At 76.9% G+C, this 26,101-nt stretch carries 20 protein-coding genes; 7 read left to right on the top strand and 13 right to left on the bottom strand.

Translation table 11 applies throughout. The annotated features are described in order from the left end of the window. Positions 1 to 117: 117 nt before the first annotated feature. A complete protein-coding gene (locus ABD254_RS11325; protein WP_344248453.1) occupies positions 118 to 1,206 on the top strand; it encodes a diacylglycerol/lipid kinase family protein in 1,089 nt (362 codons plus the stop codon). Positions 1,207 to 1,466: 260 nt separating this feature from the next. Further along, positions 1,467 to 6,149: a hypothetical protein gene (locus ABD254_RS11320; RefSeq protein ID WP_344248452.1), complete on the top strand. Its 4,683-nt coding sequence runs from the start codon at positions 1,467 to 1,469 to the stop codon at positions 6,147 to 6,149. Between the two features lie 48 nt (positions 6,150 to 6,197). Here ABD254_RS11320 and ABD254_RS11315 read toward each other — a convergent pair whose 3' ends face one another. The 8 genes from ABD254_RS11315 to ABD254_RS11280 form a co-directional block, all read right to left on the bottom strand. Next, complete coding sequence (locus tag ABD254_RS11315) at positions 6,198 to 7,751, bottom strand: SulP family inorganic anion transporter (RefSeq protein ID WP_425553718.1); 1,554 nt, start codon at positions 7,749 to 7,751, stop codon at positions 6,198 to 6,200. Between the two features lie 229 nt (positions 7,752 to 7,980). Then, positions 7,981 to 8,535, bottom strand: coding sequence for a hypothetical protein (locus ABD254_RS11310; RefSeq protein ID WP_344248451.1), 555 nt, complete (start codon positions 8,533 to 8,535; stop codon positions 7,981 to 7,983). Positions 8,536 to 8,678: 143 nt separating this feature from the next. Continuing rightward, positions 8,679 to 10,022, bottom strand: coding sequence for an MFS transporter (locus tag ABD254_RS11305; protein WP_344248450.1), 1,344 nt, complete (start codon positions 10,020 to 10,022; stop codon positions 8,679 to 8,681). After that, positions 10,019 to 10,975: a ChbG/HpnK family deacetylase gene (locus tag ABD254_RS11300; RefSeq protein ID WP_344248449.1), complete on the bottom strand. Its 957-nt coding sequence runs from the start codon at positions 10,973 to 10,975 to the stop codon at positions 10,019 to 10,021. The genes ABD254_RS11305 and ABD254_RS11300 overlap by 4 nt, the downstream gene beginning before the upstream one ends. Continuing rightward, the gene (locus ABD254_RS11295; RefSeq protein WP_344248448.1) at positions 10,972 to 11,922 is read right to left on the bottom strand and encodes an ROK family protein; all 951 of its coding nucleotides are present in this window, start codon (positions 11,920 to 11,922) and stop codon (positions 10,972 to 10,974) included. Before ABD254_RS11295 ends, ABD254_RS11300 begins: the two co-directional genes overlap by 4 nt. 136 nt (positions 11,923 to 12,058) lie before the next feature. Then, entirely contained in the window at positions 12,059 to 12,907 is an 849-nt protein-coding gene (locus ABD254_RS11290) for a glycosyltransferase family 2 protein (RefSeq protein WP_425553743.1), read from the bottom strand. A 218-nt stretch (positions 12,908 to 13,125) separates the two neighbouring features. After that, a complete protein-coding gene (locus tag ABD254_RS11285; protein WP_344248447.1) occupies positions 13,126 to 13,959 on the bottom strand; it encodes a DUF5926 family protein in 834 nt (277 codons plus the stop codon). Positions 13,960 to 13,968: 9 nt separating this feature from the next. Beyond that, positions 13,969 to 15,036, bottom strand: coding sequence for an N-acetylglucosamine kinase (locus ABD254_RS11280; RefSeq protein ID WP_344248446.1), 1,068 nt, complete (start codon positions 15,034 to 15,036; stop codon positions 13,969 to 13,971). A gap of 79 nt (positions 15,037 to 15,115) precedes the next feature. Here ABD254_RS11280 and ABD254_RS11275 point away from each other — a divergent pair, with 79 nt between their 5' ends. After that, positions 15,116 to 16,474: a CoA transferase gene (locus ABD254_RS11275; RefSeq protein WP_344248445.1), complete on the top strand. Its 1,359-nt coding sequence runs from the start codon at positions 15,116 to 15,118 to the stop codon at positions 16,472 to 16,474. Positions 16,475 to 16,481: 7 nt separating this feature from the next. Here the strand turns inward: ABD254_RS11275 and ABD254_RS11270 are convergent, their stop codons facing one another. Then, positions 16,482 to 17,408: a Ppx/GppA phosphatase family protein gene (locus tag ABD254_RS11270; RefSeq protein ID WP_344248444.1), complete on the bottom strand. Its 927-nt coding sequence runs from the start codon at positions 17,406 to 17,408 to the stop codon at positions 16,482 to 16,484. Between the two features lie 9 nt (positions 17,409 to 17,417). Then, the gene (locus ABD254_RS11265) at positions 17,418 to 17,804 is read right to left on the bottom strand and encodes an ArsR/SmtB family transcription factor (RefSeq protein ID WP_344248443.1); all 387 of its coding nucleotides are present in this window, start codon (positions 17,802 to 17,804) and stop codon (positions 17,418 to 17,420) included. 96 nt (positions 17,805 to 17,900) lie between these two features. Here ABD254_RS11265 and ABD254_RS11260 point away from each other — a divergent pair, with 96 nt between their 5' ends. Further along, complete coding sequence (locus ABD254_RS11260; RefSeq protein ID WP_344248442.1) at positions 17,901 to 19,337, top strand: FAD-dependent oxidoreductase; 1,437 nt, start codon at positions 17,901 to 17,903, stop codon at positions 19,335 to 19,337. Between the two features lie 83 nt (positions 19,338 to 19,420). Here ABD254_RS11260 and ABD254_RS11255 read toward each other — a convergent pair whose 3' ends face one another. The 3 genes from ABD254_RS11255 to ABD254_RS11245 form a co-directional block, all read right to left on the bottom strand. Then, on the bottom strand, positions 19,421 to 19,861 hold the full coding sequence (locus ABD254_RS11255) for an arsenate reductase ArsC (RefSeq protein ID WP_344248441.1): 441 nt from the start codon (positions 19,859 to 19,861) through the stop codon (positions 19,421 to 19,423). A 160-nt stretch (positions 19,862 to 20,021) separates the two neighbouring features. Continuing rightward, positions 20,022 to 20,402 carry an SHOCT domain-containing protein gene (locus ABD254_RS11250; RefSeq protein WP_344248440.1) on the bottom strand — a complete coding sequence of 127 codons (381 nt, stop codon included), beginning with the start codon at positions 20,400 to 20,402 and terminating at the stop codon, positions 20,022 to 20,024. 222 nt (positions 20,403 to 20,624) lie between these two features. Beyond that, entirely contained in the window at positions 20,625 to 22,088 is a 1,464-nt protein-coding gene (locus ABD254_RS11245) for a glutamyl-tRNA reductase (RefSeq protein ID WP_344248439.1), read from the bottom strand. 43 nt (positions 22,089 to 22,131) lie between these two features. Between ABD254_RS11245 and hemE the strand changes: the two genes are divergently transcribed. The 3 genes from hemE to hemC form a co-directional block, all read left to right on the top strand. Next, positions 22,132 to 23,364, top strand: a complete 1,233-nt coding sequence (hemE, locus tag ABD254_RS11240) for a uroporphyrinogen decarboxylase (protein WP_344248438.1) — start codon at positions 22,132 to 22,134, stop codon at positions 23,362 to 23,364. Further along, positions 23,361 to 24,926, top strand: a complete 1,566-nt coding sequence (locus tag ABD254_RS11235) for a protoporphyrinogen/coproporphyrinogen oxidase (protein WP_344248437.1) — start codon at positions 23,361 to 23,363, stop codon at positions 24,924 to 24,926. Before hemE ends, ABD254_RS11235 begins: the two co-directional genes overlap by 4 nt. Before the next feature lie 291 nt (positions 24,927 to 25,217). Continuing rightward, positions 25,218 to 26,101 (top strand): hydroxymethylbilane synthase (gene hemC, locus ABD254_RS11230; RefSeq protein ID WP_344248544.1); only part of this gene is annotated, 884 nt, incomplete at its 3' end.

Here is a 26,101-nt window from a genome sequence, read left to right as displayed (position 1 = left end):
GCCTAACGGTCGTCGAGCCGGAGCCCCCGGGGAATTCCGGACCACGCGACCGGACCGAACGACCTCGGCGCGCGACGCGACCTCGCGATGCGCAGGCGTTCCCCGTAGGTTGCCCTCATGCCGTGGGGAGTGTGGATCGGGATCGTCGCGCTGGTCGTCGCTCTCGTGGCGCTCACCGTGGCGCTGGTGCTGTTGCGACGTGCCCGCGGTCGCGCCGCCGCGGCGGTGCCCGCCGGCGACCGGGGCACGACCGGCGGGCTGCGGCTCGCCGTCGTCATCAACCCGTCGAAGGAGGGCGCCGGGGACGTGCGCGAGACCGCGGAGCGCGTGTGCGCCGACGCGGCGATGCCGACCCCCCGGTTCTACGAGACCACGGTGGACGACCCGGGCACGGGGCAGGCCCGCGCCGCGCTCGAGGACGGAGCGGACGTCGTGGCCGTGGCCGGCGGCGACGGGACGGTGCGCGCGGTGGCCTCGGCGCTCGCCGGGACGGGGCGGCCGATGGGGCTGCTGCCGGTGGGCACCGGAAACCTGCTCGCGCGCAACCTCGACATCCCGCTGACCTCGGTCGCGGAGGCGCTCGCGATCGTGCTGGGCGGCCACGACCGCACGATCGACGTAGGGCGCGCCCGCGTCTCCGAGTACGCGCCCGACGCCGAGCTGCCGGACGACCCCGACACCGCGCACATCTTCCTCGTCATCGCAGGCCTCGGCTTCGACGCCGCGATGGTCGCCGACGCCGACGACCAGCTCAAGGCGAGGGTCGGCTGGGTGGCGTACTTCCTGGCCGGGGCCCGGCACCTGCACGGGAAGCGCATGCACGCCACCATCCGGATCGACGACGGCGAGGCGGTCGAGGCCCGGCTGCGCAGCGTCATGGTGGGCAACTGCGGCCGCCTGCCCGGCGGCATCACGCTGCTGCCGGACGCCGTCATCGACGACGGCGAGCTGGACGTGGCGGCGATCGACACCCGCGGCGGGCTCGCCGGCTGGGCACAGCTGCTCGGCGAGGTCGTGGCGCAGGGGCTCGGCGTGAAGAACGACCTGCCCGGCAAGATCGGCCGCATCGACCACATCCGCGCGAAGCGGGCGGTGATCCGCGTGGACGAGGGCGAGCAGGCGCAGGCCGACGGCGACCCGCTGGGCCGCGCCGTCGAGCTGGAGACGTGGGTCGAGCCGGGCGCGCTCGTCGTGCGCACCGGCTGACGCCGGAGGGGCAGCGGAGGGTGGGGGCCGAGGCACGAGGCACCCGCCCGCAGCGGAACCGCAGACGTCAGCCGCACGAGACCGGCTGACGCCGGAGGTGCGGCGGAGGGTGGGGGCCGAGGCACGAGGCACCCGCCCGCAGCGGAACCGCAGACGTCAGCCGCACGAGACGCGCTGATCGCGTGAACGTCCGGGGCCGGTCCGCGGCGTGGGTGGTGGCCCTGCCCGGCCGCCCGGCCGCCCCGCATAGGCTGGCCCGCGTGATCAGCCCTGCCCGTCCGCCCGTGGCCGCCCGCGCCCCCCGCGCCCTGGTGGTCGCGGCGGCCGTGCTCGCGGCCGTGCTGCTGGTGCTGGTCACGACGCTCGCCGGGGCGACCCGGGCAACGGCGGCCCCGCTGTCGTCCGGCGCCGAGGACGAGGCCGCGACACCCGAGACCCCGCTGATCCTCGCGGGCGTGTCCGGGCTGCAGTGGTCCGACGTGGACGCCGCCCGGACACCGAACCTGTGGCGTCTCATCGGGGGCGGGTCGGTCGCGTCGATCGCCGTGCGGACCCTCACGCCGACGTGCCCGGTCGACGCGTGGCTGTCGATCTCCGCGGGCAGCAAGGTCGTCGCGCAGACCGACGACGCCGCGCAGGAACAGGCGACCGACATCGACGGGGACGATGCCGCGTCGGAGGTCACCGAGGGCACGGCGGGCACGTCGGGCCGTGGGTGCCCGCCCCTGCCGGTGCCGCCGGGCACCGACGCCGGTCCCGAGCCGGTGCAGGTGCCCGGCTGGTCCGACCTCACCACGACCGACCCGGTGCTGCCCGCGACCGCCGAGCCCGGCGCGCTGGGCGACCTCACCGGCGTCGCCGGCACGTGCACGACGGCGGTCGGCCCTGGCGCGGCCGTCGCCCTCGCCGACTCCGGCGGCAGCGTCCCGCGCTACCTGTCGGACGTGGGGCAGCTCACCGCCGAGCAGGTGACCGCCTGCCCGGCGACCATCGTCGACCTGGGGGTGCTGCCCGACGCGGCCGGCGACCGCAGCGACGCCGTCGAGGAGCTCGACGACCAGGTGGGCCGCCTCGCGGGCCTCCTGCCGACGGGCGGCCGGCTCGTCGTCGCGGGCATCTCGGACACCCCGCTCGGCCCGTCGGACCTGCAGGCGGTCGTCGACTGGACGTCCCCCGGCGGCCGCGCGACCTGGCTCACGTCGACCTCGTCGCGGTGGGTCGGCGTCGTCGTGCTCGCCGACCTCTCGGCCACGGTGGCGGACGCCGTGACGGGCGGCGCGCTCTCCGGCACCGCCCCCGTGCCGGAGGAGGACGCCGAGGCGGAGGCCGACGACGACCCGCTGGCGGAGGCGCTCGCGCCGTTCACCGGCTCCCCGCTGGAGCGGGGCGACGACCGCCGTATCTCCGTGGCCCGCACGGTCGAGAACCGCCAGTACCTGAGCGTCCTCACCGACACCGTGCCGCGCCTGGCGCCGCTGCTCCTGGGTCTGATCGTGGTGGCCGACCTCGCCGTGGTCGGCGCCCTGCTGCTCGCGCGGCGTCGCCGCTCCGGCGTGCTCGACGACGACGGCGGCGGCGAGCGGACGCGGCACGGGCGGCGCATCGCGCTGGCGGTCCTCGTGGTCGCGTCGAGCCTGCCCGTCGCCGCGTCGCTGGCGACGCTCTCGCGCTGGTGGGCCTGGCCCTCCCCCGTGACGACGCTCGTGCTGTCCCTCGCAGTGGCCGCCGGGGTGGCCGCGACCGTGGCGTGGGCGGCCCGCCGGCTGCTCCCCCCGTCGCCGTGGCGCCTGACCACCAGCCTCGCGGGCGTCACCTGGCTGGTCCTGACCGTCGACGGCCTCACCGGCACGACCCTGCAGCAGGGGTCGCTGCTGGGCCCGGCCCCGTCGCTCGGCGCCCGCTTCTACGGCTTCTCCAACACCGTCTTCGCCGTGTACGCCGTGGCCGGGATCGTGCTCGCCGCCGGCATCGCGGCCGTGCTGCGGGCCCGCGGCGCCCGACCGGCACGCGCCGCGTGGGCGGCCGGGGCGGTGGGTGCCGTGACCGTGGTCGTCGACGGCCTGCCCCCGTTCGGCGCCGACCTCGGCGGCATCCTCGCCCTGCTGCCCGGCTTCGCCGTGCTGGCGCTCGGCATCGCCGGCGTGCGCGTGACCTGGCGCCGGGCGCTGCTCGTGGGCGGGCTGACGGTGGCCGTCGTCGCCGTGGTCGCCGTCGCGGACTGGCTGGTCGGGGGCGGCAGCAGCCACCTCGGCGGGTTCGTGCAGTCGGTGGTGGACGGGCGCGCCGTCGGGGTCGTGGCGGGCAAGGCCGCGGGCGCGTGGGCGACCGTCGCCAACCCGGCCGGGGCCGCCGCGCTCCTGGCGTGCGTCGCCGCGGCGTGGGCCGTGCTCGACCCCGACCGGGCGCGCCTGCCCGCCGTGGCCGACGCCTACCGTCGCGACCCGCTGCTGCGCCGCCTCGTCGTCGCGCTCGTCGTGACCGCCGCGGTCGGCACGCTGCTCAACGACTCCGGGGTCGCGATCGCGTTCCTCGTGCTCACGCTGTCCGTGCCCGTCGTCCTCGCCGGGCGCATCGCCCCCGGCGCCGAGGCGGTGGCCCCGGCCGGTACGCCGTCCGACGAGCCGGGGATCCGGCGCATCCCGACGATGCTGGCGACGGTGAGCGGGGCGCTGCTCCTGGCGCTCCTGCTCGCGACGAGCGTGATCGACGCGGCCGGGGTGCGGTCGGAGTCGGACGCCGCGCAGGCGGGGGCCCAGGTCGCGCCCACCCGGGCGGACACCCTGTCGACCGACGCCCCCCTCGTCGTCGTCGGCACGTCCGGGGTGCGGTGGGACGACGTCGCCGAGGGTCGCGCGCCCGCCCTGCACGGGCTGCTGTCAGACGGCGCCGGCGCGGGCGGCATCTCCCAGCCGACGGGCGCCGCCGGCCGGTGCGTCGCCGGGGGCTGGCTCGCGCTCTCCGCGGGCACGCTCGCCGAGTCCGCCACCGAGCAGGCCCCCGACGGGACGTGGGTCTGCGCGACGACGCGGCCCGTGCCCGCGGGCGACGGCGCCACCGTCGAGGGCTGGCAGACCCTGGTCGGCCTCCAGCAGGGGTCGACCTACCAGGCCCGCCTCGGCACCCTCGGGGCCCAGCTCGCGCCGGCCACCTGCGCGACGGCCGTCGGGCCCGGCGCGGCCCTGGCGCTCGCCGACCCCGCGGGCGCGGTCGAGCGGTACCGCGACCTCGACGCCGCGCTGGACCTCGGCACCGACGCGTACGCGTGCCCGGTCACGGTCGTGGACGCCGGGGACGCGACGGCTCCCCCCGCCGACACCGACCTGACCGGCGCCGAGGCCCGGGCGGCCAGGGAGGCCGTGCACGCCGACCGACTGACCGACGTCGACGACACGGTGCGCCGCGTGCTGGACGCCGCCCCGGCCACGGCGACGGTGCTCGTCGTCGACGTCTCCGGCCAGCCGGGCGCGCGTCCCGTGCTCGGCGTCGCGCTCGCACGCCCGGCGGCGGACGACGGCCCGGACCAGCCGCGCTACCTCACCAGCGCCGCGACCCGCACCGACGGCGTCGCCCGCCTCCTCGACGTCCCCGCGACCGTGCTCGGCGCGGCCGGGCTCACCCCGGCGGCCCCCGTGCAGGACACCCCGCTCGCGTGGGGGTCGCCACGACCGACCGACGCGGCGTCGTCGGCCGAGTCGCTCGCGGACCTGACCGGGCTCGACCACGTGCGCCGGACCGTGTACACCGCCTTCGTCGACCTGCCCCTGTACGCGGGCCTCGCCCTGGCGGCGGCCTGCCTGCTGCTCGGGGCTCGGGCGGCGCGAGCCCGGGCGGCGGGCGGGCCGGTACGCCGGCGGGCCGCGTGGGCCTGGGCGCGGGGCGCGGCGCTGGTGCTCGCCGCGCTCCCGGCCTCGGCGTTCCTCGTGTCCCTGACGGGCTGGTGGCGCTTCGACGCGCCGACCCTCGCCATCGTGGCGTCGACCGTCGGCGCGACGGCCGTCGTCGCGGCGCTCGGCGCGCTGGCGCCCCGGCGGCCGGTGTGGCTCGGGCCGGGGATCGTCGCCGGCATCACGTTCGGGGTGCTCACGCTGGACGCCCTGATCGGGACCCCGCTCAACCGCGCGAGCCCGCTGGGCTCGGCACCGACGTTCGGGGCGCGCTTCTACGGCTTCGGCAACCCGACCTTCTCCGTGTACGCCGTCGCCGCCCTGGTGGCGGCCGCCGCCCTCGCGCAGGCGCTGGTGAACCGGGGCCGGCGGGTGCTGGCCGCCGTGGCCGTGGGTGCGATCGGCCTGGTGACGATGGCGGTCGACGTCTGGCCCACCCTGGGCGCGGACCTCGGCGGCGGGCTGGTGCTCGTGCCGGCGTTCGCCGTGCTCGGGCTGGCCGCCTCGGGCGCCCGCCTCACGTGGCGACGGTTCTTCGCGGTGGCCGCCGCGGGCGTGGCGGCGGTCGCGGCGGTCGGCGTCCTGGACTGGCTGCGGCCGGCCGACCAGCGCTCGCACCTGGGGCGGTTCGTCGGACAGGTGGTCGAGGGCGAGGCGTGGGAGACGCTCGCCCGCAAGGCCGGGTACGCGCTCCGGTCGGTGCTCGGCGGTGCTCCCGTCTGGCTGACCCTGCTGGTGCTGGCCACGTGCGCCCTGCTGCTGTTCGCGCCCGGGCGGTTCACGCCGCGCTGGTTCACGCGCACGGAGGCCGCGTGGCCGCTCCTGCGGCCCACCGTCCTCGCGCTGTGGATCGTGTGCGTCGCCGGTTCCGTCGTGAACGACTTCGGCGCGCGCATCGCCGTCATCGCGCTCGTGCCCGCCGTCCCGCTGCTCACCGTCGCCGTGCTGCACGCGGTGTGGCCGGGGGGCCCTCGGGCCGAGCCGGTCGAGACCAAGGACGTGGTCTCGACAAGCTCGACCGACGAAAGCCGCCGCTCGACCGACGAAGCCGTCGGTTGAGCCTGTCGAAACTGAGGACTTGGTCTCGACGAGTTCGACCGGCGGACGTCAGTGGCCGGCGCCCAGCCGGCCGCCGAGCCGTTCCAGGCGCGCCGCGCTGTCGGCGTCGAGGCCCCGGAACGTGACGGTCTTGCCGTGCGCGGCGTACTTGTGCTGGACGGCGTCGAGCGCCGCCACGGTCGACGCGTCCCACACGTGCGCGCCGGACATGTCGACGACGATGCGCGACGGGTCGCCCGCGTAGTCGAACTGGTACACCAGGTCGTTCGAGGACGCGAAGAACAGCTCGCCGTCGACGGCGTAGACCCGCTCGCCGTCGTCGTCCGACACGTCCAGCCGCCGCACGCGGGTGAGGTGCGCGACGCGGCGCACGAACAGCACGGCCGCCGCGAGCACGCCGACGACGACGCCGTACGCGAGGTTGTGGGTGGCCACCGTGACGGCGACCGTGGCGAGCATGACCGCCGTCTCCGACTTCGGCATGCGCCGGAGGGTGGACGGCCGCACGGAGTGCCAGTCGAACGTCCCGACCGACACCATGACCATCACGGCCACCAGCGCGGCCATCGGCATGATCGCGACGACGTCCCCCAGTCCGACCACGAGCGCCAGCAGGAAGGCTCCGGCGAGGAACGTCGACAGCCGGGTGCGCGCGCCCGAGGACTTCACGTTGATCATCGTCTGGCCGATCATGGCGCAGCCGCCCATGCCGCCGAAGAACCCGGTGACGACGTTCGCGACGCCCTGGCCCCAGGACTCGCGGGTCTTGTTCGAGTGGGTGTCGGTGATGTCGTCGACCAGCTTGGCGGTGAGCAGCGACTCGATGAGACCCACGAGCGCCATCGCCAGCGCGTACGGGGCGATGATCTGCAGCGTCTCGAGGCTCAACGGCACGTCGGGGAGACCGAGGGCGGGCAGCGACTCCGGCAGCGCGCCCTCGTCCCCCACCGTCGGTACGGCGATCGCGGCGGTCACCGTGACGAGAGTGAGCAGCACGATCGCCACCAGCGGCGCCGGGACGACCTTCGTCAGGCGCGGGAAGAGCACGATGATCGCGATGCCCGCGACGACCATCGGGTAGACGGCGAACGGCACGCCCGTCAGGTGCGGCAGCTGCGAGGTGAAGATGAGGATCGCCAGCGCGTTGACGAAGCCGACCATCACCGAGCGGGGGATGAACCGCATGAGCCTGGCGACGCCGAGCAGGCCGAGCACGACCTGGAGGATCCCGCCGAGGATCACGGTGGCGACGAGGTAGTCGAGGCCGTGGTCGCGCACGACGGGCGCGACGACCAGCGCGACGGCACCCGTGGCGGCCGAGATCATCGCCGGTCGTCCGCCGACGAACGAGATCGTCACCGCCATCGTGAACGCCGCGAACAGACCGATGCGCGGGTCCACGCCCGCGATGATCGAGAACGCGATGGCCTCGGGGATGAGCGCCAGCGCGACGACGAGGCCCGCCAGGACCTCGGTGCGCAGCCGGCGCACCGACGAGAACGCGGCCCGGAACGAGCCGGACGACGCGGCCTCTGGGGCGCCCGTCGCCGGCACCGGCACGGGGGCGGGGTCGGGCAAGGAGGCACGCAGGTCGTCCGGCACGCGGAGGGCTCCGTTCGGTTCCGGGGGCGGTCGGTGGCACGCCCAGGGGGCGGTGCACGCGTCGTCGTGACGGCGCACACGGCCGCCGTCGGTCGAGGTCGAGGGCGCGCGGCGTCGCGCGAGAAGGTCGTGGGAATCCGCGGTCGGACGAGGACACCGAGCGGCCGCGGCGGGGCCGACTCTACGGGAGATGGCTGCTCGAGATCACCGACGCGCGGGTCCGCGGGTATCAGCCGTCGTTGCCGGTGAAGTGCGCGACGTGCGCGTGCTCGTGATGCTCGACGACCAGGCGCAGCCCGACATCCTCGCCGTACGACGCCCCGGTGAGGATGCCGTGCAGGCGGTCGGACTCGCGGCGGGCCGCCTCGGCGATGACCTCGGCGTGATCGACGGTCTCCGGGTACGGCGACCAGGTGCCGGCGTCCGCGAGCGCCGTCGCGGCGTCGTCCACCGCGCCGGCGCCCCCGCCGTCCACCGTGACCGCGGTGAGCTCGTCGAGCTGGCCGGGGTCGACGGTCACGACGGTCTTGTACCCGTCGGAGTACCGGACGGTGAGGGGCGCGGTCTCTCCCGGGTCGCGAGCCTCGTCCTGAGCCGCCGGTGCCTGCGTCGCCGGTGCCTGCGTCGTGGGATCGGACGACGGCGGCGCCGGCGTGACGACCACGTCGTCCGGCCCGTCGGGCACTCCGCAGCCCGTCAGCACGACACCCGCGGCGAGCGCCCCCGCGACCAGGAGCCCGGACCGCCGGGCTCCGCCCCCCGCACGCGTGGCGGTCTGCGACATGGGTGATGCTCCTTCGGACGTATGGAAAGGACGTTCCACCATACGGAGCACGAGGGGTCGGCGTCACGGCAGCACGCTGCCGGGTGGCGACTCTCACACCGCCGCGGTACCCGCCGGCGGGCCGCCGCCCAGGCCGGCTGGTGTCAGGCCCGGTCGCGCAGGGGGTAGAGCCAGAAGCAGACGAACGCGAGCGCCGCCAGCAGCACCGGCACACCGCCGAGGAGCAGTCGGATGCCCGTCGCGACGGCCGGGACCTGCGCATCGGCACCCTCGACGTACCCGCTCGCGGCGAGCACCCCGGCCAGCACGACGGCCTGCACGACGACCGACCCGCGCACCACGAACCCGTTCGCGCCGAAGTACATGCCCTCGCGCCGCAGCCCGGTGCGGCGCTCGTCGTCGTCGATCACCTGGCCGAGCGTGACCTCCAGGACCTGCATCAGCCCGGCGACGCCGACGCCGACCGCGAGCCCGGCCGCGGCGGCTCCGAGCACGGTCGTGGGGATCAGGTAGAGGCAGGTCGCCAGCCCGTAGACCGCGACCACCGCGAGCATCGCCGAGCGCGGCCCCACCCGGCGCACCACCCACGACCAGCCGAGGATCGACGGGATCGCGGCCACGAAGATCGGCGCGAGCAGCAGGGTCGCGTCCGCCTCGTCGCCGCCCAGCGTGTAGTCGACGTAGAACGGGACGCCCGCGAGCAGCACCGCCGTCGTGCTCTGCAGCAGCAGCGAGCCCAGCACGTACGTGACGAACGCGCGGTTCGCGAACGTGTACCGCAGCTGGTCGCGCAGGCCGACCGCCGCCTCCCGGGCGCGCACGGCGTCGTCCGCGTCCCGCTCCACCATCCCGGCCAGCGACCAGCACAGGAAGCCGAGGCTCACGGCGGCGAGCACCAGGCCCATGGCGGCCCAGCCGACGGAGTCGTACAGCAGAGGCGCGCCCGCCGTGCCCAGGATCATCCCCACCAGGGCGAACAGCTGGCGCGGGGAGTTGCCCCGCGCCCGCTCCGCGGTCGTGCGGAAGATCTCCGGGAAGAGCGCCGACACGTTGAGCACCACGGCGACGTACGCGACGTCGTAGACGGCCACGACCACGAGGAACCACACGACCAGCCCCGCGGGTGCCAGCGGCGGCGGCATCCACACCAGCGCGAACGCCACCACGAGCGGCACGGTCCCGAGGCCGATCCACGGCACCCGGCGGCCCCACCGGGTGCGCCGGCGGTCGGACGCCGCCCCGACGAGCGGGTTGAGCAGCGCGTTGAGGACGCCGTGGGCGACCATCGCGCCCGCCACCCAGCCCGCGGGGACGCCGAGGCGGTCCACGTAGAAGTACACGACGAAGGCGGAGAACGTCTGCAGCAGCAGGTTCGCGGGGAACGCGGACGCGCCGTACGCCACCGTCTGCGCGCGGGACGGCGCGCCCACCAGACGGCGGCCGCGCAGCCGGGCCAGCGCACCCTGCGGGGGTGCCGTGGTGCTCACCGCTCGCCTCGCTGTACGGCCCGCAGGTCGCGCCAGCCGACCCGCACGATCCCCTCGGCGGCGATCGTGGCCGCGACGTCCGGGTCGGCCAGCAGCCGGCGCTCGTACCCGCGCTTGGGGGCTGCGTAGTCGACCGTGTCGGCGAGCTCGGCGTCGTCGATCATCGGGTGGAGGAAGATCTCGGTCACCCCGGGCCGCGTGGAGCGCAGCAGGTCGAGGAACCCGGCCTTGACGGTCGCGTAGTCCTCGGCGTCGGCCGTGCCCTCCCCCGCCAGCTCGAACGGGTGCGTCCACAGGCGGTCGAGGATGACGACGCCGAGGGCGTCGGCCGCCGACGTCGCGTCGTCGAGCAGCTTCTGCTGGGCGGCGGGGTCGCCGACGTCGCCCCCCACGACGTCGAGCCCCTCGACGGAGCGCGGCAGCCGGAACGGCAGGCGGCGGGCGGCCGCGAGCTCGAGCACCTGCGGCAGGAACGACCGGCCCGTCGCCAGCCCGTAGACGGAGCCCATGTGGTTGTCGAGGTGGCTGACGTCGACGCCGGCCGCCAGGGCCGCGTCGAGCTGGGCCGCGAGCTCGGCCGCAACGTCCTCGTCGCGGGCCCGCGTCTCGACGGTCGGCACGTCCGCGGGGAAGTACCCCGCGTCGTCCACCAGCGACGTGCCGACCCCGGTGAGCGGGCGCCACCGGTAGCGGGTCCACTCGCTGGTGAGGACGAGGTGGACGCCGACGTCGAGCGTCGGGTCCGCGGCGGCTGACGCGAGCGCGTCGGGCGCCCACGGGCACGGCACCATGACGGTGGTCGAGTCCAGGTGGCCGGCGGCGAGGAGCGGGACGATCGCGCGGTTCGCGGCCCGGCACATGCCGAGGTCGTCGGCGTTGAGGATGATCGCGCGGGCGCCGGGTTCGAGGCCCAGCCGCACGGTGAGGTCGGACGGGGCGTCGGCCGCCGTCACCGCAGGGCCTCGCTCGCGGCCCGCGCCGCGCCCAGCACGACGGCGTCCGACCCGAGCGGCGACGGGACCACGCGCACCGGGAGCACCGCCACCTGGTCGCGCAGGAAGGAGGCCACCCGGTCGTACACCGGCGGTCGTGCGGCCTGGTCCCCGAGGACGAACAGGCCGGGGTCGACCACGATCGCGACGGAGGCGAGGACGACGGCGAGGCGGCGCGCGACCTCCACGACGACCTCGTCGGCGAGCTCGTCGCCCGCCTCGGCGCGGTCGAGGACGTCGCGCAGCGTGACGTCCTCGCGCAGCCCGTGCTCCTTCGCGAGGCCGGCGAGCGCCACGTCCCCGAGCACCTGCGCGCCGAGCGCGCGGCCCGGCTGCGGGAGGAAGGCGACCTCGCCGGCGATGCCCGTGACGCCGCGGTGCAGCTTCCCGTCGAGCACGATGCCGGCGCCGAACCCGTCGCCGAGGACGAGCGCCACGAAGGTGCCCTCCCCGCGGCCCGCACCCAGGTGCAGCTCGGCGAGCGCGGCGAGGTTGACGTCGTTCTCCAGGGTGACGGGACAGCCCAGCGCGTCGACCAGGGCGTCGCGCAGCGCCGTCCCGCCCTTCTCGTACCCCGGCACCCGGTAGACGCTCGCGCGGTCGGCGCCGACGACGGCGGGGAAGGCGGCGGTGGCCTGCCCGATCCGGACGCGCCGCCCCCCGTCCAGCCGCGCCTCGACGTCCTCGCTCGCGGAGTGCGCCAGCGCGGCCACCGCACGCGCCCGCACGGCGGGGGTCGCCGGCACGTCGCGTCGCTCGGCGCGCGCCCGGACCGTGCCGCCTGAGTCCACCAGCGCGACGCGGACCCGGTCCCGGGCCACCTCCACGCCCAGCCCGAGCACGAGGTCGGTGCCGGCGGACGCCGTCGTCGGGGCGGGCGCGGGGGGTACGGCGGGTGACGTGTCCATGAAGCCTCCGTCGAGCGTGAGGACGAGGGGTCGCCGGTGGGTGCGGGTCGCGACCTCGTCGGCTACCCGGAGCGTAGCCACGGCCGGGTGGGATGTCGACGCACGACGGTCGGCCGGGGCGACGGTCGGCGGCGGCTCAGCTGCGGGCGTGGTCGCGGCCGATGCCGCGCACGGCGGCGACGGCCCCGCGCACGCGGCGCGCGTTCACGGCGAGGATGACGTCGCGGTACTGGGCGGCGCGGTGCACCTGCCCCTTGAGGTCGTTGGTCGACGCGCGGTGCTTGAGGTCGCACGGCACCTCGACCGCCACGTAGCCCGCACGCAGGAGGTCGATCGTCATGCCGGTCTCGACGCCCCAGCCGTGCGCCAGCGGCGTCGCGGCCTCGAACGCCTCACGCGTGAGGCAGCGCATCCCGGACAACGGCTGGGTGGGGCTCCAGCCGGTGAGGTGCTGGATGGCGCGGCGCGCGGTGCCGACGACGATGCCGCGACCGCCGGCCCCGGTCTGCCGGGGCAGGAGCGCGATCGCCAGGTCGGCCACGCCCTCGCGCACCGGGGCGACGAGCGGGGCGGTGTTCACGGCGGTGTCGCCGAGGTCCCCGTCGACGAAGAGCAGCAGCCGCGGCGCGCGGCCGTCGGCGTCGCGCATGGCGACCACCGCCGCGCCCGTCTCCATCGCGGCCGCCTTGCCGCGGTTGTGCGAGTGCCGCACGACGACGGCCCCGGCGTCGCGGGCGACGTGCTGGGTGTCGTCCGTCGACCCGTCGTCGACCACGAGCACCAGGTCGACGTGCGGGATGGCTCGTGCGGCGCGCACGGTCGACGCGATGCGCTGCGCCTCGTCCTTGGCGGGGATGATGACGGCGACGCGCTGGGTGTTGCGCCGCCCCTGCCCCGCCGGGGGCCGGGGGGTCTTCGCGACCGGCAGCACGCCCGTGCGCGTCGCGACCGTCGGCCCCGGTCCGCGCTCGCCGGTGGACGCCACGCCGGCGCCCGTGGAGGTGACGCCCTGGTCCGTGTTCACGACTCCCTGCCCGTTGCCCTCGATGACGTGGTGCTCGACGACGATTCTTGGCCGAATCACCGGGGTTCGCATGTGCGACGTTTTCCCGGCACGACTGTACTCCCCCGTCGTCCCCGAACCTGGTCAAGAAACGGTGTGAAGCGGGACGCGGGGTGAAGATCTCGGGGAGCCCGCCGACGTCAGCGGAGCGTCACCTGTCGCGAGACGATACCGGCCCTGGCGCGCCGTTCGTTCGCATCCAGCGGCGCGTCGGTCGCGAGCGCCTCGTCGAGGCGCCGCGCGAGGTCCGCCACCGGCTCCTCGAGCTCGGCCGCCTCGGTGCCGCGCGGCAGCTCCCACACGGGGACGACGAGGCCGCACGCGCGGAACATGCCGAGGAACTTGCCGCCGGCCAGCCCCGACTCGCGGCGGGCGTGCAGGCGCGCGACGGCGTCGACCACGCGGTCCTCGTCCTCCGTGCGGGCCCAGCGCAGGAACTCCTTCGACATGCGGCACCAGTAGGCGGACGGCACGGCGGCCAGCTTCACGGTGGGGATCGAGGCCTCGGCGGCCTCCTCGAGCGACTCGCGCACCTCGTCGGTGATCTCCGACGCCGAGTCGAGCCAGTAGTCGTAGCCGTCGTGCACGGTGACGTCGAACGCCACCTCCAGGTCGAGCACGTCCTGCAGGCGGGGGTCGTCGGCGCCGCGGGCCGGCAGCTCCTCGGGCAGCACGCCCGTGCCCGGCTCGGCCGCGATCGCGGCGAGCAGCGCGGCGGCGAGGTCCCGGCTCAGGTCGTCCGAGCTGCCCATCCCGTGCAGCGCGAGCAGGACCGTGCCGTCCTCGCGGTGCAGCGCGCACCAGCCGCCCGGCAGGACGGTCGTGACGACGACGTCGCGACCGCCGCGGTCAGCCGTGGTGCGCGCCGTGGCGGTGGCGGAGGGGACGATCTCGCGCAGCGCGACCCAGTCCGCCTCCCCCGGGAGACCTTCGAACGGACGCAGCACGACCTCGGACTGGGTACTGGAGACCATGCGGGGATCCTATCGGCTCGCGGGGGCCGGGCCGCTCGCGGGGGCCGGGCCTCCCGCCGGGCGTACGGCGGTGCCGCCCGCGCGCAGGTGCGGCAGGTCGTCGCGCGCGGCCAGCAGGTACGCGCCCGCCAGCGCGTCGCCGTCGGGCGCCTGCCGCCGGGCCCCCGGCAGGCGATCCGCCAGCCTGCGGTCGAAGGGCGCGGCGAGCGCGTCGGCGCGCAGCAGCCCGCCCGTCGTCGCGACGACCGGTGCGGCGCCCAGGCGGGGCCGCCCGCCGGCGACGGCGGCGGTGCCGGCCAGGTCGTCGGCCGCGCGCTCGCAGATCCTGGCCGCGACCGGGTCCCCGGCGCCGGCGGCGTCGAAGACGTCGCGGGCGAACCCCGCCACCACCCGGGCCGGGTTCTCGGCGCCGTGCACGGCGCGCGCCGCCGCGCGCGGGTCGCCCCAGCGCGTCACCAGCCGGGCCAGCAGCGCGGCGCTGCCCCCGCGGCCGTCGTCCTCGCGCAGCGCCGCGTCGATCCCGGCGCGGCCGATCGCGTACCCGCTGCCGGCGTCGCCGAGCAGGTAGCCCCAGCCGTCCACGAGGTGCAGCACCCCGTCGGCCCCGACGCCCACCGCGCTCGTGCCCGTCCCGGCCGCGAGGACAACGCCGGGGCCCCCGGACAGGGCGCCCGCGTGCGACGTGATCGCGTCGCTGGTGACGACGACCCGCGCGCCCGGGTACCGCGCGGACAGGCCGTCCAGCAGGGCCCCGGCCTGCTCCGGTGCGCTCAGCAGGCCGGCGAGCCCGGCGACGACGACGGCGGGGGTCGCGTGCTGTGCCGCACCCGGACCCGGCCCACCGCCCGGCCCGCCGCCCTGCCGCGCGCCGAGGGCGCCCGCGAGGGCGGGCTGCGCCACGACGGCGTCGATGCTCGCGAGCGCCGCGCGCGTACCGTCGGCGCCGGCCAGCCCGACCGGGCCGGGGCCCTCCGCCTCGACCGAGCGGGCCCCGCCCGACCAGGTCGCCGCGCGGCAGCCGGTCTTGCCGACGTCGAAGGTGAGGATGCACTCGTCGCTGTCTGCCGGCCCGGTCACCGGCCCATTCCCCCACAGACCCCGGGCCGCGGCAAGACCCGGGGCGGCATGCTCGCGGCGCGCGCCGTAGCGTCGAGGGGTGGAGCAGTGGCGCCGCCTGGTGGCGGAGTACGAGTCGGGCCTGGGCGACGACGCCGTCGAGCCGTCCAGCCCGCCCCCGCCGCAGGGCGAGCGGGACGCGTGGCTCGCCGCCACGCTCCCGGTGCTGGACCTGGCGCTCGGCGCGGTCGCGGCGCTGGGCGCGGCGGCCGCGCGGGCGGGGGCCACGGGCACGCTCGTGACGTCCGGTCCCGACCCGGCGCGCGTCGCGGCCGCGTTCGGCTCCGACCGGCTGCTGCGCCTCGACGGCCGCCCGGTCGACGGCTTCGCCCCGCTGTCCGGGTTCTTCCGCACGGCCGACGGCTGGGTGCGTACGCACGCCAACTACCCGCACCATCGCGCCCGCCTGCTGCACCTGCTGGGCGTGCACGACGGCGCCGGCCGGGACGAGGTCGCGGACCGGCTCGCGGCCGCCTCCGCCGCGGCGCTGGAGGATGACGCCGCGGCCGCGGGCGCGATCGTCGTGCGGGTCCGCGCGGAGGAGGAGTGGCGGGGGTCGGAGCCGGGCGCGGCCGCGTGGGACCGGCCGCTCGTCCGGACGGCGCGCCGCGCCGACACGCTCGCCGGTCCGCCCGACGGCGCCGGCCCGCTCCCCGGCGGCCCGGCCCCGCTCGCGGGCGTGCGGGTGCTCGACCTCACGCGGGTCATCGCCGGGCCGGTCGCCACGCGCGCGCTCGCGCAGCTGGGCGCCGACGTGCTGCGCGTCGACCCGCCGGTGCCGGCGGAGATCCGCTGGCAGCACCTCGACACCGGGCAGGGCAAGCGCAGCACCCTGCTCGACCTGCACGACCCCGGCGACCGGGAGCGCGCCCAGGCCCTGCTCGACGACGCCGACGTGCTCGTCACCGGGTACCGGCCCGGCGCGCTGGAGGCCTTCGGGCTGCGCCTGCCGCCCGGGGTCGTGCGGGCACGCGTGACCGCGTGGGGCGACGCCGGACCGTGGGCGCGGCGGCGCGGCTTCGACTCGATCGTGCAGGCGGCGTCGGGGATCGCGCTGGTCTCCTCGGCGGACGGCGTCACCCCCGGCGCGCTGCCCGCGCAGGCCCTCGACCACGCGACCGGCTACCTGCTCGCTGCCGGCGTCGTCGACGCGCTCCGGGCGCGGTCCCGGGACGGTCGGGGCCGCGACGTCGACGCCGCCCTCGCCCGCACCGCCGCGTGGCTGCTGGACGCCGACGGGCGGGACCGCGCGCACCCGCCGCCCGCCGTCCCGCCGTCGGGCACGGTCGTGAGCCACGGGCACCAGCCGCGCGTCACGACCGCGCGGCCCGCGCTGCCCGGCGCCGACGACCACCGCGCGCCCGCGCACCCCTGGGGCACGGACCACGCCACCTGGTGACCGCCCTCTACAGGTGGTCGAGGCGCCGGAGGATGGCTCCCTCGCGCAGGGCCCACGGGCAGATCTCGACCTCGTCGACGCCGAGCGCGCGCATGGTCTCCTCGGCGACGACGCCCCCGGCGACGATCTGCAGTGCCCGGCCCGGCCCGATGCCGGGCAGCACGGTGCGGTCCACCGACGACAGCCGCGCCAGCCGCGGCACCCAGTCCTCGAGGTGCTCGCGCCGCATGCGCCACCGGCCCGTGGGGCCGAGCACGTCGCGCGGCATCCCGGCGAGGCGGGCCAGGGAGCGGAACGTCTTGGACGTCGCGACGACGTGGTCCGGCGCGGGGGCCTCCCGCACCGGTGCGACGGCGCCCGCGAGGACGCCGCGCACGTGCTCGCGGAGCCGGTCGACGTCCTGGGGCGCCGGCGGGTCCGACTCGAAGAGGAACGCCCGCGTGGTGCGCCCGGCGCCGAGCGGGAGCGACAGCGCGACGTCGGGCTCCTCGTCCACACCCGTGGCGATCTCGAGCGAGCCGCCGCCGATGTCGAGCAGCAGCAGCCGGCCCGCGCCCCAGCCGTACCAGCGGCGCGCGGCGAGGAACGTCAGCCGCGCCTCGTCGTCGCCGGCCAGCACCTCGATCGGGACGCCGGCCTCCGCGGTGAGCGCGGCGAGCACCTGCGCGCCGTTCGCGGCCTCCCGCAGCGCGGACGTGGCCAGCGCGAGCGTGCCCCCCGTCCCGTGCTCGCGACCCACCTCGGCCGCGCGGCCGACCGCCTCGGTCAGCGCGGCGACGCCCTCGTCGGAGATCGAGCCGTCCGGCTCGAGGTAGCGCATGAGCCGCACCGTCGACTTCTGCGACACCTGCGGCACCGGCCGGGCGCCGTGCCGCGCGTCCATGACGAGCACGTGCACGGTGTTGGAGCCGATGTCGATCACGCCGAGTCGCATCGGGCGAGGCTATCGGCGCGCACCGTCGGCGTCGGCAAGCCCCACGAGCGAGTCGGCCATCTGGGCCAGCGCCGCGGGGACGAGGGAGTAGTACGCCCACCGCCCGCGCTGCTCGCGGCTCAGCAGTCCGGCGTCGACGAGGATCTTGAGGTGGTGGCTCACCGTGGGCTGCGCGAGCCCGACGGGCTCGGTGAGGTCGCAGACGCACGCCTCGCCGCCGTCCGCCGTCGCCACGATCGACAGCAGCTGTACGCGGGCCGGGTCCGCGAGCGCCTTGAAGGTGCGGGCGAGGTCGCCGGCCTCGTCGGCGCCCACCGGGGACCCGGCCGGGCCGCAGCACCCGGCGTCGCCCGAGGCGGGGGCCGCAGGGACCGCCGGCAGGTCGATCGTCGTCATGGGCGCCATCTTGCCATGCATCGAAGAACATGGATACGTTGTGGCGCGTCAGGCATCGACGCTCGTCGATGCGTCGGGACGACGAAGGAGTGCGTGATGGTCGAGACGGTGCGGGGCGAGCTTCCGGTGGTCGTGATCGGGGCGGGCCCCGTCGGGCTGGCGGCGGCCGCCCACCTGCTGGAGCGCGGGCTGGAGCCGCTGGTGCTGGAGTCCGGCCCGGCGGCGGGCGCGGCCGTCGCCTCCTGGGGGCACGTGCGGCTCTTCTCGCCGTGGCGCTACGACGTCGACGCCGCGGCCCGCCGGCTCCTGGAGCGCTCCGGCTGGGTCGAGCCCGACCCGGACGCCCTGCCGACCGGCGCCGAGCTCGTCGAGCGCTACCTCGCGCCCCTGGCCGCCACCCCCGCGATCGCCGCTCGGCTGCGCACCGGCACCCGGGTGCTCGCCGTCGCCCGCGACGGCGCGGACAAGACGCGGTCGCTCGGCCGCGACCGTCGGGGCTACCGGGTGCGGACCGTCGACGCCGCGGGCCGGGTCACGGACGTGCCGGCCCGCGCGGTGATCGACGCCTCCGGGACGTTCTCGACGTCGAACCCGCTCGGGGTCAGCGGCCTGCCGGCCGCGGGCGAGGACGCGGCCGCGTCGTTCGTCACGGGCCCGCTTCCCGACGTCCTGGGGACGCAGCGCGACCGTTTCGCGGGCCACCACACCCTGGTCGTCGGGATGGGCCACTCGGCGGCGAACACGCTGCTGAGCCTGGTCGAGCTCGCCGAGCAGGCACCCGGCACCACGATCACGTGGGCGATCCGCGGCGGCTCCGCCCGGCGCCTGTTCGGCGGCGGCACCGACGACGAGCTCCCCGCCCGCGGCCTCCTGGGGACCCGCCTCCGGGAGGCGGTGGACGCCGGCCGGCTCCGCCTGTCGACCCGGGTGTCGATCGAGCAGCTGGTCCCCGGCCCCGGGACGGTGCGGGTGCTCGGCACCGCCAAGGACGAGCCGCTGGCGCTCGACGTGCACGCGATCGTCAACGCGACCGGGTTCCGGCCGGACCTCGACATGCTGCGCGAGGTCCGCCTGGACCTCGACCCGGTGGTCGAGGCGCCGAGCGCGCTGGCGCCGCTCATCGACCCCAACCAGCACTCGTGCGGCACCGTCCCGCCGCACGGCGAGGCCGTGCTGTCCCACCCGGACGACGGCTTCTACCTGGCCGGCATGAAGTCGTACGGGCGCGCGCCGACGTTCCTGCTCGCCACCGGCTACGAGCAGGTCCGTTCGATCGCCGCGGCCCTCGCCGGCGACCGCGGGGCGGCCGACGCCGTGGAGCTGAGCCTGCCGGTCACCGGCGTCTGCTCCACCGACCTGGCGCTGGGGGCGGACGGCGAGGCCGCGGCCGGGTCGTGCTGCGGCAGCGCCCCGGCCGAGCCGCAGCTCGTCACGCTGGGCATCGGCGCTCCCGGCGCGGCGGGCGCGGCGGGCGCGGGCGTCGGCTTCGCCACCGGCGTCGCGCACGGCCGCTCCGGCGATGGCGAGGGGTGAGCCGGCCGAGCCCTCATCGTTGTGAGCGCGAATGCCCACTTTCGGTCGCGAAAGTGGGCCAAGCTCGCGCTCACCACACACTGTCAGGCGGTGGGCGGGATGACGGGCACGTCGAGGGAGGCGAGCAGCCCGCGCACGCGGCGCTCGATCTCGTCGCGGATCGGGCGCACGGCGTCCAGGCCCTGGCCCGCGGGGTCGTCGAGCTGCCAGTCCTCGTACCGCTTGCCGGGGAAGATCGGGCACGCGTCGCCGCATCCCATGGTGATGACGACGTCCGAGGCCTGCACGGCGTCGGTCGTCAGCACCTTGGGCTGCTCGGCGGTGATGTCGATCCCCGCCTCGGCCATCGCCTCGACGGCGACGGGATTGATGCGGTCGGCGGGCATCGAGCCGGCGGACCGGACCTCGACGGCGCCGCCCGACAGGGCGCGCAAGAAGCCCGCGGCCATCTGGGAGCGACCGGCGTTGTGCACGCAGACGAACAGGGCGGACGGCGACGGATCGGTCGGCGCACTGTCGGACATCGGGGCTCCAGACTCGGGCTGCGGGCGGTGGTGCCGAACTTACGCATCGACGTTCGTCAATATAGCCGGTCCCGGGCACGACGACGCCCGGCCCCCCGGGATGCGGGACCGGGCGTCGTGGTGAGGTGCGGGCGGCCGGGGCCGCCCGCTCAGCCTCCGATCAGGCCAACGCCTTGGCCTTGAGCTGCTCGAACTCCTGCGGCGTGATCGAGCCCTCGTCGAGGAGCTTCTTGGCCGAGGCGATCTGGTCGGCCGGCGACGACTGGGTCGCCACCGACTGGATGTAGGCCTCGGTGTCCGCGCGCGCCGACTTCACCGCGGCGACCTGACGCTCCGCCATCCCACGCCCGCGGGCGATGAGGTAGACGAGCGCAGTGAGCAGCGGGATGAAGATCAGGAAGACCACCCACACCGCCTTCAGCCAGCCGTTCAGGTCCCGGTCCCGGAAGAGGTCCGAGAGGATCTGGAACAGCACCATCAGGTACGCGATGAAGAGGAAGATCCAGATGAGGAAGAGGATGTAGTCCCAGAAGCTGTCCATCTCGAACAGGGTCCTTCCGTTGCGGGTCAGGTTCTCGGCGGGAACCGGCACCCGGACCGGGTTTCCGCGGTCCGCACGCTATCGCCGGCATGCCGGACGCGCGCGTCGAAACGGGGTGATCTGGGTCGCGTCCGTCGAACCGTGCCAGGCCGGGACGTTCTCGGCACCGCTGACGCTCGGCCGAGCGGCGGCCGGCCGGCCACGTCGGCGCAGGTCAGGCAGTCAGCGCGTGCGGCTGTGCTGCGCGTCGTGGACGAGAGCCTCGGCGCCGGCGACGACGGCGGCCTCGCTCGCCCGTGCCTGCCCGAGCGCCTCGGCGCGCACGGCGACGATCTGCCCGTGCAGGGCGGAGTGCACCCGACGGCGCACGTCGCGCGCGATGGCGTCGAGGTCGGAGTCGTCGGGAGCCTCGCCGCGCGGGGCGAGCTCGGCCGCGAGCCGCTCGGCGGCGGCGCCCACCTCCGCGCGGATCCGGACCTCGGCCTCGTCGAGCAGGGCCACGACCGCGGCGTCGGCGGCCCGGCCGAGCCGGGTCTTCTCGAACGCCGCCGCGGCGTCGTCGACGATCCGCCGCGCCTCGGCGACCCCGGCGGCGGCCGCGGGGGCGTGCGCCTTGAGCGTGCCCAGGTCGTACAGCAGGACGCCCTCGACGTCGGCCACGCGCGGGTCGACGTCGCGGTGCAGCGCCAGGTCCAGCACGACCAGCGGCCGTCCGGTCTCGCGGTGCCCTGAGCCCGCGCCGCCGTGAGCCCGTCGAACGGTCGAAGGGTCGCCCGCCAGGGCGGCCGCGCGCTCGCGGGCGCGCACCACCGCGGCGGTGTCGAGCACGTACTCCAGGGACGCCTCGGGGCGGGACCCGTCGCCGGCCTCCGCCACCGCGGCGGCGGTGCGGCGTCCGCGGGCGCCGGAGCAGGACACCACGACGTCGGCGTCGGCGAGGGCGGCGACCAGGCCGCCCGGGCCGTGACCTACCGCCTCGACGTCGTGCGACGCGGCGAACTGCTCGGCGCGGCCGGACTGCGAGTAGACCCGGACGTCGCCGCAGCCGCGCGCCCGCAGCGCCGCGACGGAGGCGCCCGCGTAGGAGCCGGTGCCGATGAGCACGACGCGCGCCCCGCGCCAGCCGGGCCCCGCCGCCACGGCGAGCTCCCGCTCCGCGAGGTCGAGCCCGAGCGAGACGACCGACCGGCCGGCCGCGCCCAGGGCCGTGCGGGTGCCCACCTGCTTGGAGGTGCGGGACGCCGTCTGGAACAGCAGCTCGAGGGTCTTGGAAGTCGTGCCGTCGGCGCGGGCCTCAGCCAGCGCGCGCTTCACCTGCCCGGCGATCTCCCGCTCCCCCACGACCATCGAGTCCAGGCCGGACGAGACGGCGAACAGGTGCTCGGTCACCTCCGGGCCGCTGCGCACGGTGAACGACTCGGCCGCCGCCCGGGTGGAGACCCCGGAGCTCGCGGCGACCAGCTCGGCGACGTGCCGGGTGGCGTGCCGCACGGCGTCGCCGTCGAGCGGCGCGTCGACGTCCAGGTAGAGCTCGAACCGGTTGCACGTGGAGATCACGACCGACCCCTGCACCGGCCCGCAGGAACCCACCACCGTGCGGCCCACGGACGCCGAGCCGGTGGACAGTCGCTCGAGGGCGTCGAGGTCCAGCTCGCGGTGGGATGCGGTGAGGGAGAGGAGAGCCACAGTGCTCCAACTTTAAGAGGGTGGGCGGCGCGAGGCAGAATCGATGACCGTGACATCCCCCACGCTCCCGGCCGCGACGCCCGACGACCTGCCGACGCGCCTGCCCGCCGACCACCCGCTGGCCGACGGCCGGACGTCCGCTGCTCCGCTCGTGCGCGCGCTGCGGGGCGACCGCCCGTCCACGACCCCGGTGTGGTTCATGCGGCAGGCCGGCCGGTCGCTGCCGGAGTACCGCGAGGTCCGTCAGGGGATAGGGATGCTCGAGTCCTGCCTCATGCCACACCTCGCGGCAGAGATCACCCTCCAGCCCGTGCGCCGGCACCAGGTGGACGCCGCGATCTTCTTCAGCGACATCGTCGTCCCGCTGCGCCTGGCCGGGGTCGACGTGGACATCAAGCCCGGCGTCGGGCCCGTCATGGACCGGCCGTACCGCACCGCCGACGACGTGGAGCGGCTGGTCGGGCGCGAGCTCACCGACGCGGCGCTGGAGCCGATCGCCGAGGCCGTGGGCCGGACCGTCGCCGAGCTGTCCGACCGGCACCGGTACGCCGACCGGCCCGGCGCGCGCGGCGTCGACGGCGACGCCGTCGTGCCGCTCATCGGGTTCGGCGGCGCGCCGTTCACGCTCGCGGCCTACCTCGTGGAGGGCCGCCCGTCGCGCGACCACCTCGCCGCGCGCACCCTCATGCACGCCGACCCCGAGACCTGGGCGCGCCTCACCGCGTGGACCGCGGACCTCACCGGCCGCTTCCTGCGCGCACAGGTGCTCGCGGGCGCGTCGGCCGTGCAGCTCTTCGACTCCTGGGCCGGCTCGCTGTCGCTGGCCGACTACGCGGCCCACGTCGCGCCGTCGTCCACGCGGGCGCTGGCCCACGTGGCGGGGATCCGGGTGCCCGGCGCCGGCGGCGCGGCGTCCGACGTCGGCGTGCCCGGCATCCACTTCGGCACCGGCACCGGCCACCTGCTGCCCGCCATGCGCGACGTGCTCGCCGCCGCGGGCGTCACCCACCCCGTCGTCGGGGTCGACTACCGCACCCCGCTCGACGAGGCGGCCGCGCTGCTGGCCGGCGGCCCCGGCGGCGCCGTGCCCGTGCAGGGCAACCTCGACCCCGCGCTGCTCGGCGCCCCCTGGCCGGTGCTGGAGGCGCACGTGCGGGACGTCGTCGCCCGCGGCGCCGCCGCGCCCGGGCACGTCGTCAACCTCGGCCACGGCGTGCCGCCGGAGACCGACCCCGCCGTCCTGACGCGCGTGGTCGAGCTGGTGCACACTCTGTGACCCCACCTCCCGCCCAGGTGCCCCCGCCTGCCCGGTCGGCGTCGGCGGCCGGCGCCTCGACGCCCGAGATCGTCGACGCGGTCGTCGTCGGCGGGGGCGTCGGCGGGCTGGTGGCCGCGCGCACGCTGGCCCACCGTGGGCTGCGGGTCGTCGTGCTCGAGTCCGCCGACCGCGTGGGCGGCCCGGTGCGAGGTGGGGCGTTCGGTGCGCTGCCCCGGCTCCGGCTCGACCTGGGGGCCGAGTCGTTCGCGGCGCGCGGGACGGCGGTCGCCGAGCTCGTCGCCGAGCTGGGGCTCGACGTCGTCGCCCCCGCGCCCCTGTCCGCGTGGGGGTACGCGGCCGGGCGCGCCTTCCCGCTGCCCGCCGCGGGCCTGCTCGGCATCCCGTCGGTGCCGTGGGCGGCGGACGTGCGCCGCGCGATCGGGTGGCCCGGCGTCGCGCGGGCCGCGCTCGACCGGCTGCTGCCCCGGTTCGTCGCCGACACCTCAGACCTGGGAGCGTTCGTGCGCTCGCGGATGGGGCGGCGGGTCACCGAGCGGCTGGTCGGCCCGGTCGCGGCGGGCGTGCACTCCGCGCCGCTGGACCGGCTCGACGTCGCGGCCGTCGCGCCGGGGCTGCTGGACGCGTTCGCCGCCGAGTCGTCGCTGTCCGGGGCGGTCGCGTCGCTGCGGGCCGCGGCACCGGCCGGGTCCGCCGTCCGCGGCATCGACGGGGGCATCCACGCGCTCGTCGAGGCGCTCACCGGCGAGGTCGCCGCGAGCGCCGAGGAGTGGGTCGACTCCCCGCGGGTCGACCAGACCGGCCCCATCCACACGGCGGTGCGCGTCGCCCAGCGGGTGACGGAGGTCGAGCGCCTCGACGCCGGGCCCGGCGGCACCTGGCTGGTGCGCACGGCGGCGGGGTCGCGGGTCGCCGCGCCGAGGCTCGTCGTGACGACGCCGACCGTCGCGCCGCTGCTCGCGCCGTGGCTGGTCGACCCGGGCGACGACGCGGTCCACGGCGCCGCCGACGGCGCGGCCGTGGTCGTGCCAGCCCCGGAGCGGGGCGCCGACGTCTGGCTCGTGACCCTCCTGCTCGACGCCCCGGAGCTCGACGACGCCCCCCGCGGCTCGGGCATGCTCGTCGCCCCCGACGAGCCCGCTGCGGGCGACGGCGCAGGTCAGGGCGGGGAGGGCGTCCGGGCCAAGGCCCTCACGCACGCGACGGCGAAGTGGCCCTGGCTGGCGGAGCGGGTGCGCGCGGCTGCGGGGCCGGGGGCGCACGTCGTGCGGCTGTCGTACGGGCGGATCGGGTCGTCGACGGTGCCGCCCACCGCCGAGGAGGCCGCGCGCGACGCCTCCGTGCTGCTCGGCGTCGACCTCACCGACCGAGTGCGCGACCACCTGCTGCAGCGCTGGGACGGCGCCCTCCCCCCGCCGACCCCCGCCTACCGCGCGCAGGTCGCGTCGTTCGCGGACGCCGTCGGTCGCACGCCCGGGCTGGCCGTCACCGGCGGCTGGGTCGCGGGGACCGGGCTGGCCGCCGTCGTCGCCCACGCCCAGGCGGCCACCGAGGACCTCTGAGGCTGTTCCGAGGACCAACCGACGGCGAGGTAGAGCCTCCGGTGCTCCGGTAGCGCCCCGGGAGCCCTCCAGCAGCACCGGAGGCTCTACCGGGTGGATCGGGTCGCCCGGGAACCCGCGGCGTGCTGACCACGTGACAGCAACCGTGTGAGATCGGCCTCCCGGCGCCGCCACGGTTGCCCACAGCCCTGACGGCTGCGCGACACTGGACGGGTGAGCCCCACGAACCCGGACACCGCACCGCTGCGCCTCGGTACCCGCGGGAGCACGCTCGCCACCACGCAGTCCGGCATGGTCGCGCGCCGGCTCGAGGAGCTGCTGGGCCGCCCCGTCGAGCTGGTGCGCATCCGCACGGAGGGCGACGTGAAGACCGGCTCGCTCGCGTCGCTCGGCGGCACCGGCGTGTTCGTCACCGCGCTGCGCGAGGCCCTGCTCGACGGCCGCTGCGACGTCGCCGTGCACTCCCTCAAGGACCTGCCCACGGCGCAGCCGGCCGAGCTGACGGTCGTGACGCCCGAGCGCGAGGACCCCCGCGACGCCCTGTGCGCCCGCGACGGGCTCACGCTGGAGACGCTGCCCCGCGGCGCCCGGGTCGGCACCGGATCGCCGCGCCGCGCCGCGCTGGTGCAGGCAGCGCGGCCCGACGTCGAGCTCGTGGACATCCGCGGCAACGTCGAGACGCGGCTCGCCCGCGCCCAGGGCCCGGAGGCCGACCTCGACGCCGTCGTGCTCGCCTACGCCGGCCTGTCCCGGCTGGGCCGGACGGCGGTCGTGACACAGGTGCTCGACACGCACGTCGTCGCCCCCGCGCCGGGCCAGGGGGCGCTCGCCGTGGAGGCCCGCGCGTCCGACCTCGCCGGGGGATCTGCCCTGGCGGAGGCGTTCGCCGCGCTCGACCACCGCCCCACCCGCCTCGCGGTGCTCGCCGAGCGCGCGGTGCTCGCGCGCCTGGAAGCCGGCTGCGCCGCTCCGGTCGGCGCGCACGCCCGCGTCGAGGCGGGCGAGCTGCAGCTCACCGCCGTGGTCGCGCGCGTGGACGGCACCGAGCAGCTCACCTGCTCCGCCGCCACACCCCTCGCCGCCGTCGACGGCCCCGCCGCGTGGGACGACGCCGCGACCGCCCTCGGTGTCCGGGTCGCGGAGTCCCTGCTCGCCGACGGCGCCGACCGGCTCGC

This window comes from Isoptericola hypogeus (assembly GCF_039531145.1).
Classification (GTDB): domain Bacteria; phylum Actinomycetota; class Actinomycetes; order Actinomycetales; family Cellulomonadaceae; genus Isoptericola; species Isoptericola hypogeus.
The sequence above is the reverse complement of the archived record's forward strand: the minus strand, read 5'-3'. Positions and strand labels throughout refer to the sequence as shown.

Excerpts from the sequence above, each read along its gene's own strand:
- ABD254_RS11325 (WP_344248453.1), top strand. The coding sequence starts at position 118 with ATGCCGTGGGGAGTGTGGATCGGGATCGTCGCGCTGGTCGTCGCTCTC.
- ABD254_RS11310 (WP_344248451.1), bottom strand. The coding sequence starts at position 8,535 with ATGTCGCAGACCGCCACGCGTGCGGGGGGCGGAGCCCGGCGGTCCGGG.
- ABD254_RS11295 (WP_344248448.1), bottom strand. The coding sequence starts at position 11,922 with ATGGACACGTCACCCGCCGTACCCCCCGCGCCCGCCCCGACGACGGCG.
- ABD254_RS11285 (WP_344248447.1), bottom strand. The coding sequence starts at position 13,959 with ATGGTCTCCAGTACCCAGTCCGAGGTCGTGCTGCGTCCGTTCGAAGGT.
- ABD254_RS11270 (WP_344248444.1), bottom strand. The coding sequence starts at position 17,408 with ATGCGACTCGGCGTGATCGACATCGGCTCCAACACCGTGCACGTGCTC.
- ABD254_RS11265 (WP_344248443.1), bottom strand. The coding sequence starts at position 17,804 with ATGACGACGATCGACCTGCCGGCGGTCCCTGCGGCCCCCGCCTCGGGC.
- ABD254_RS11260 (WP_344248442.1), top strand. The coding sequence starts at position 17,901 with ATGGTCGAGACGGTGCGGGGCGAGCTTCCGGTGGTCGTGATCGGGGCG.
- ABD254_RS11255 (WP_344248441.1), bottom strand. The coding sequence starts at position 19,861 with ATGTCCGACAGTGCGCCGACCGATCCGTCGCCGTCCGCCCTGTTCGTC.
- ABD254_RS11250 (WP_344248440.1), bottom strand. The coding sequence starts at position 20,402 with ATGGACAGCTTCTGGGACTACATCCTCTTCCTCATCTGGATCTTCCTC.
- hemE (WP_344248438.1), top strand. The coding sequence starts at position 22,132 with ATGACCGTGACATCCCCCACGCTCCCGGCCGCGACGCCCGACGACCTG.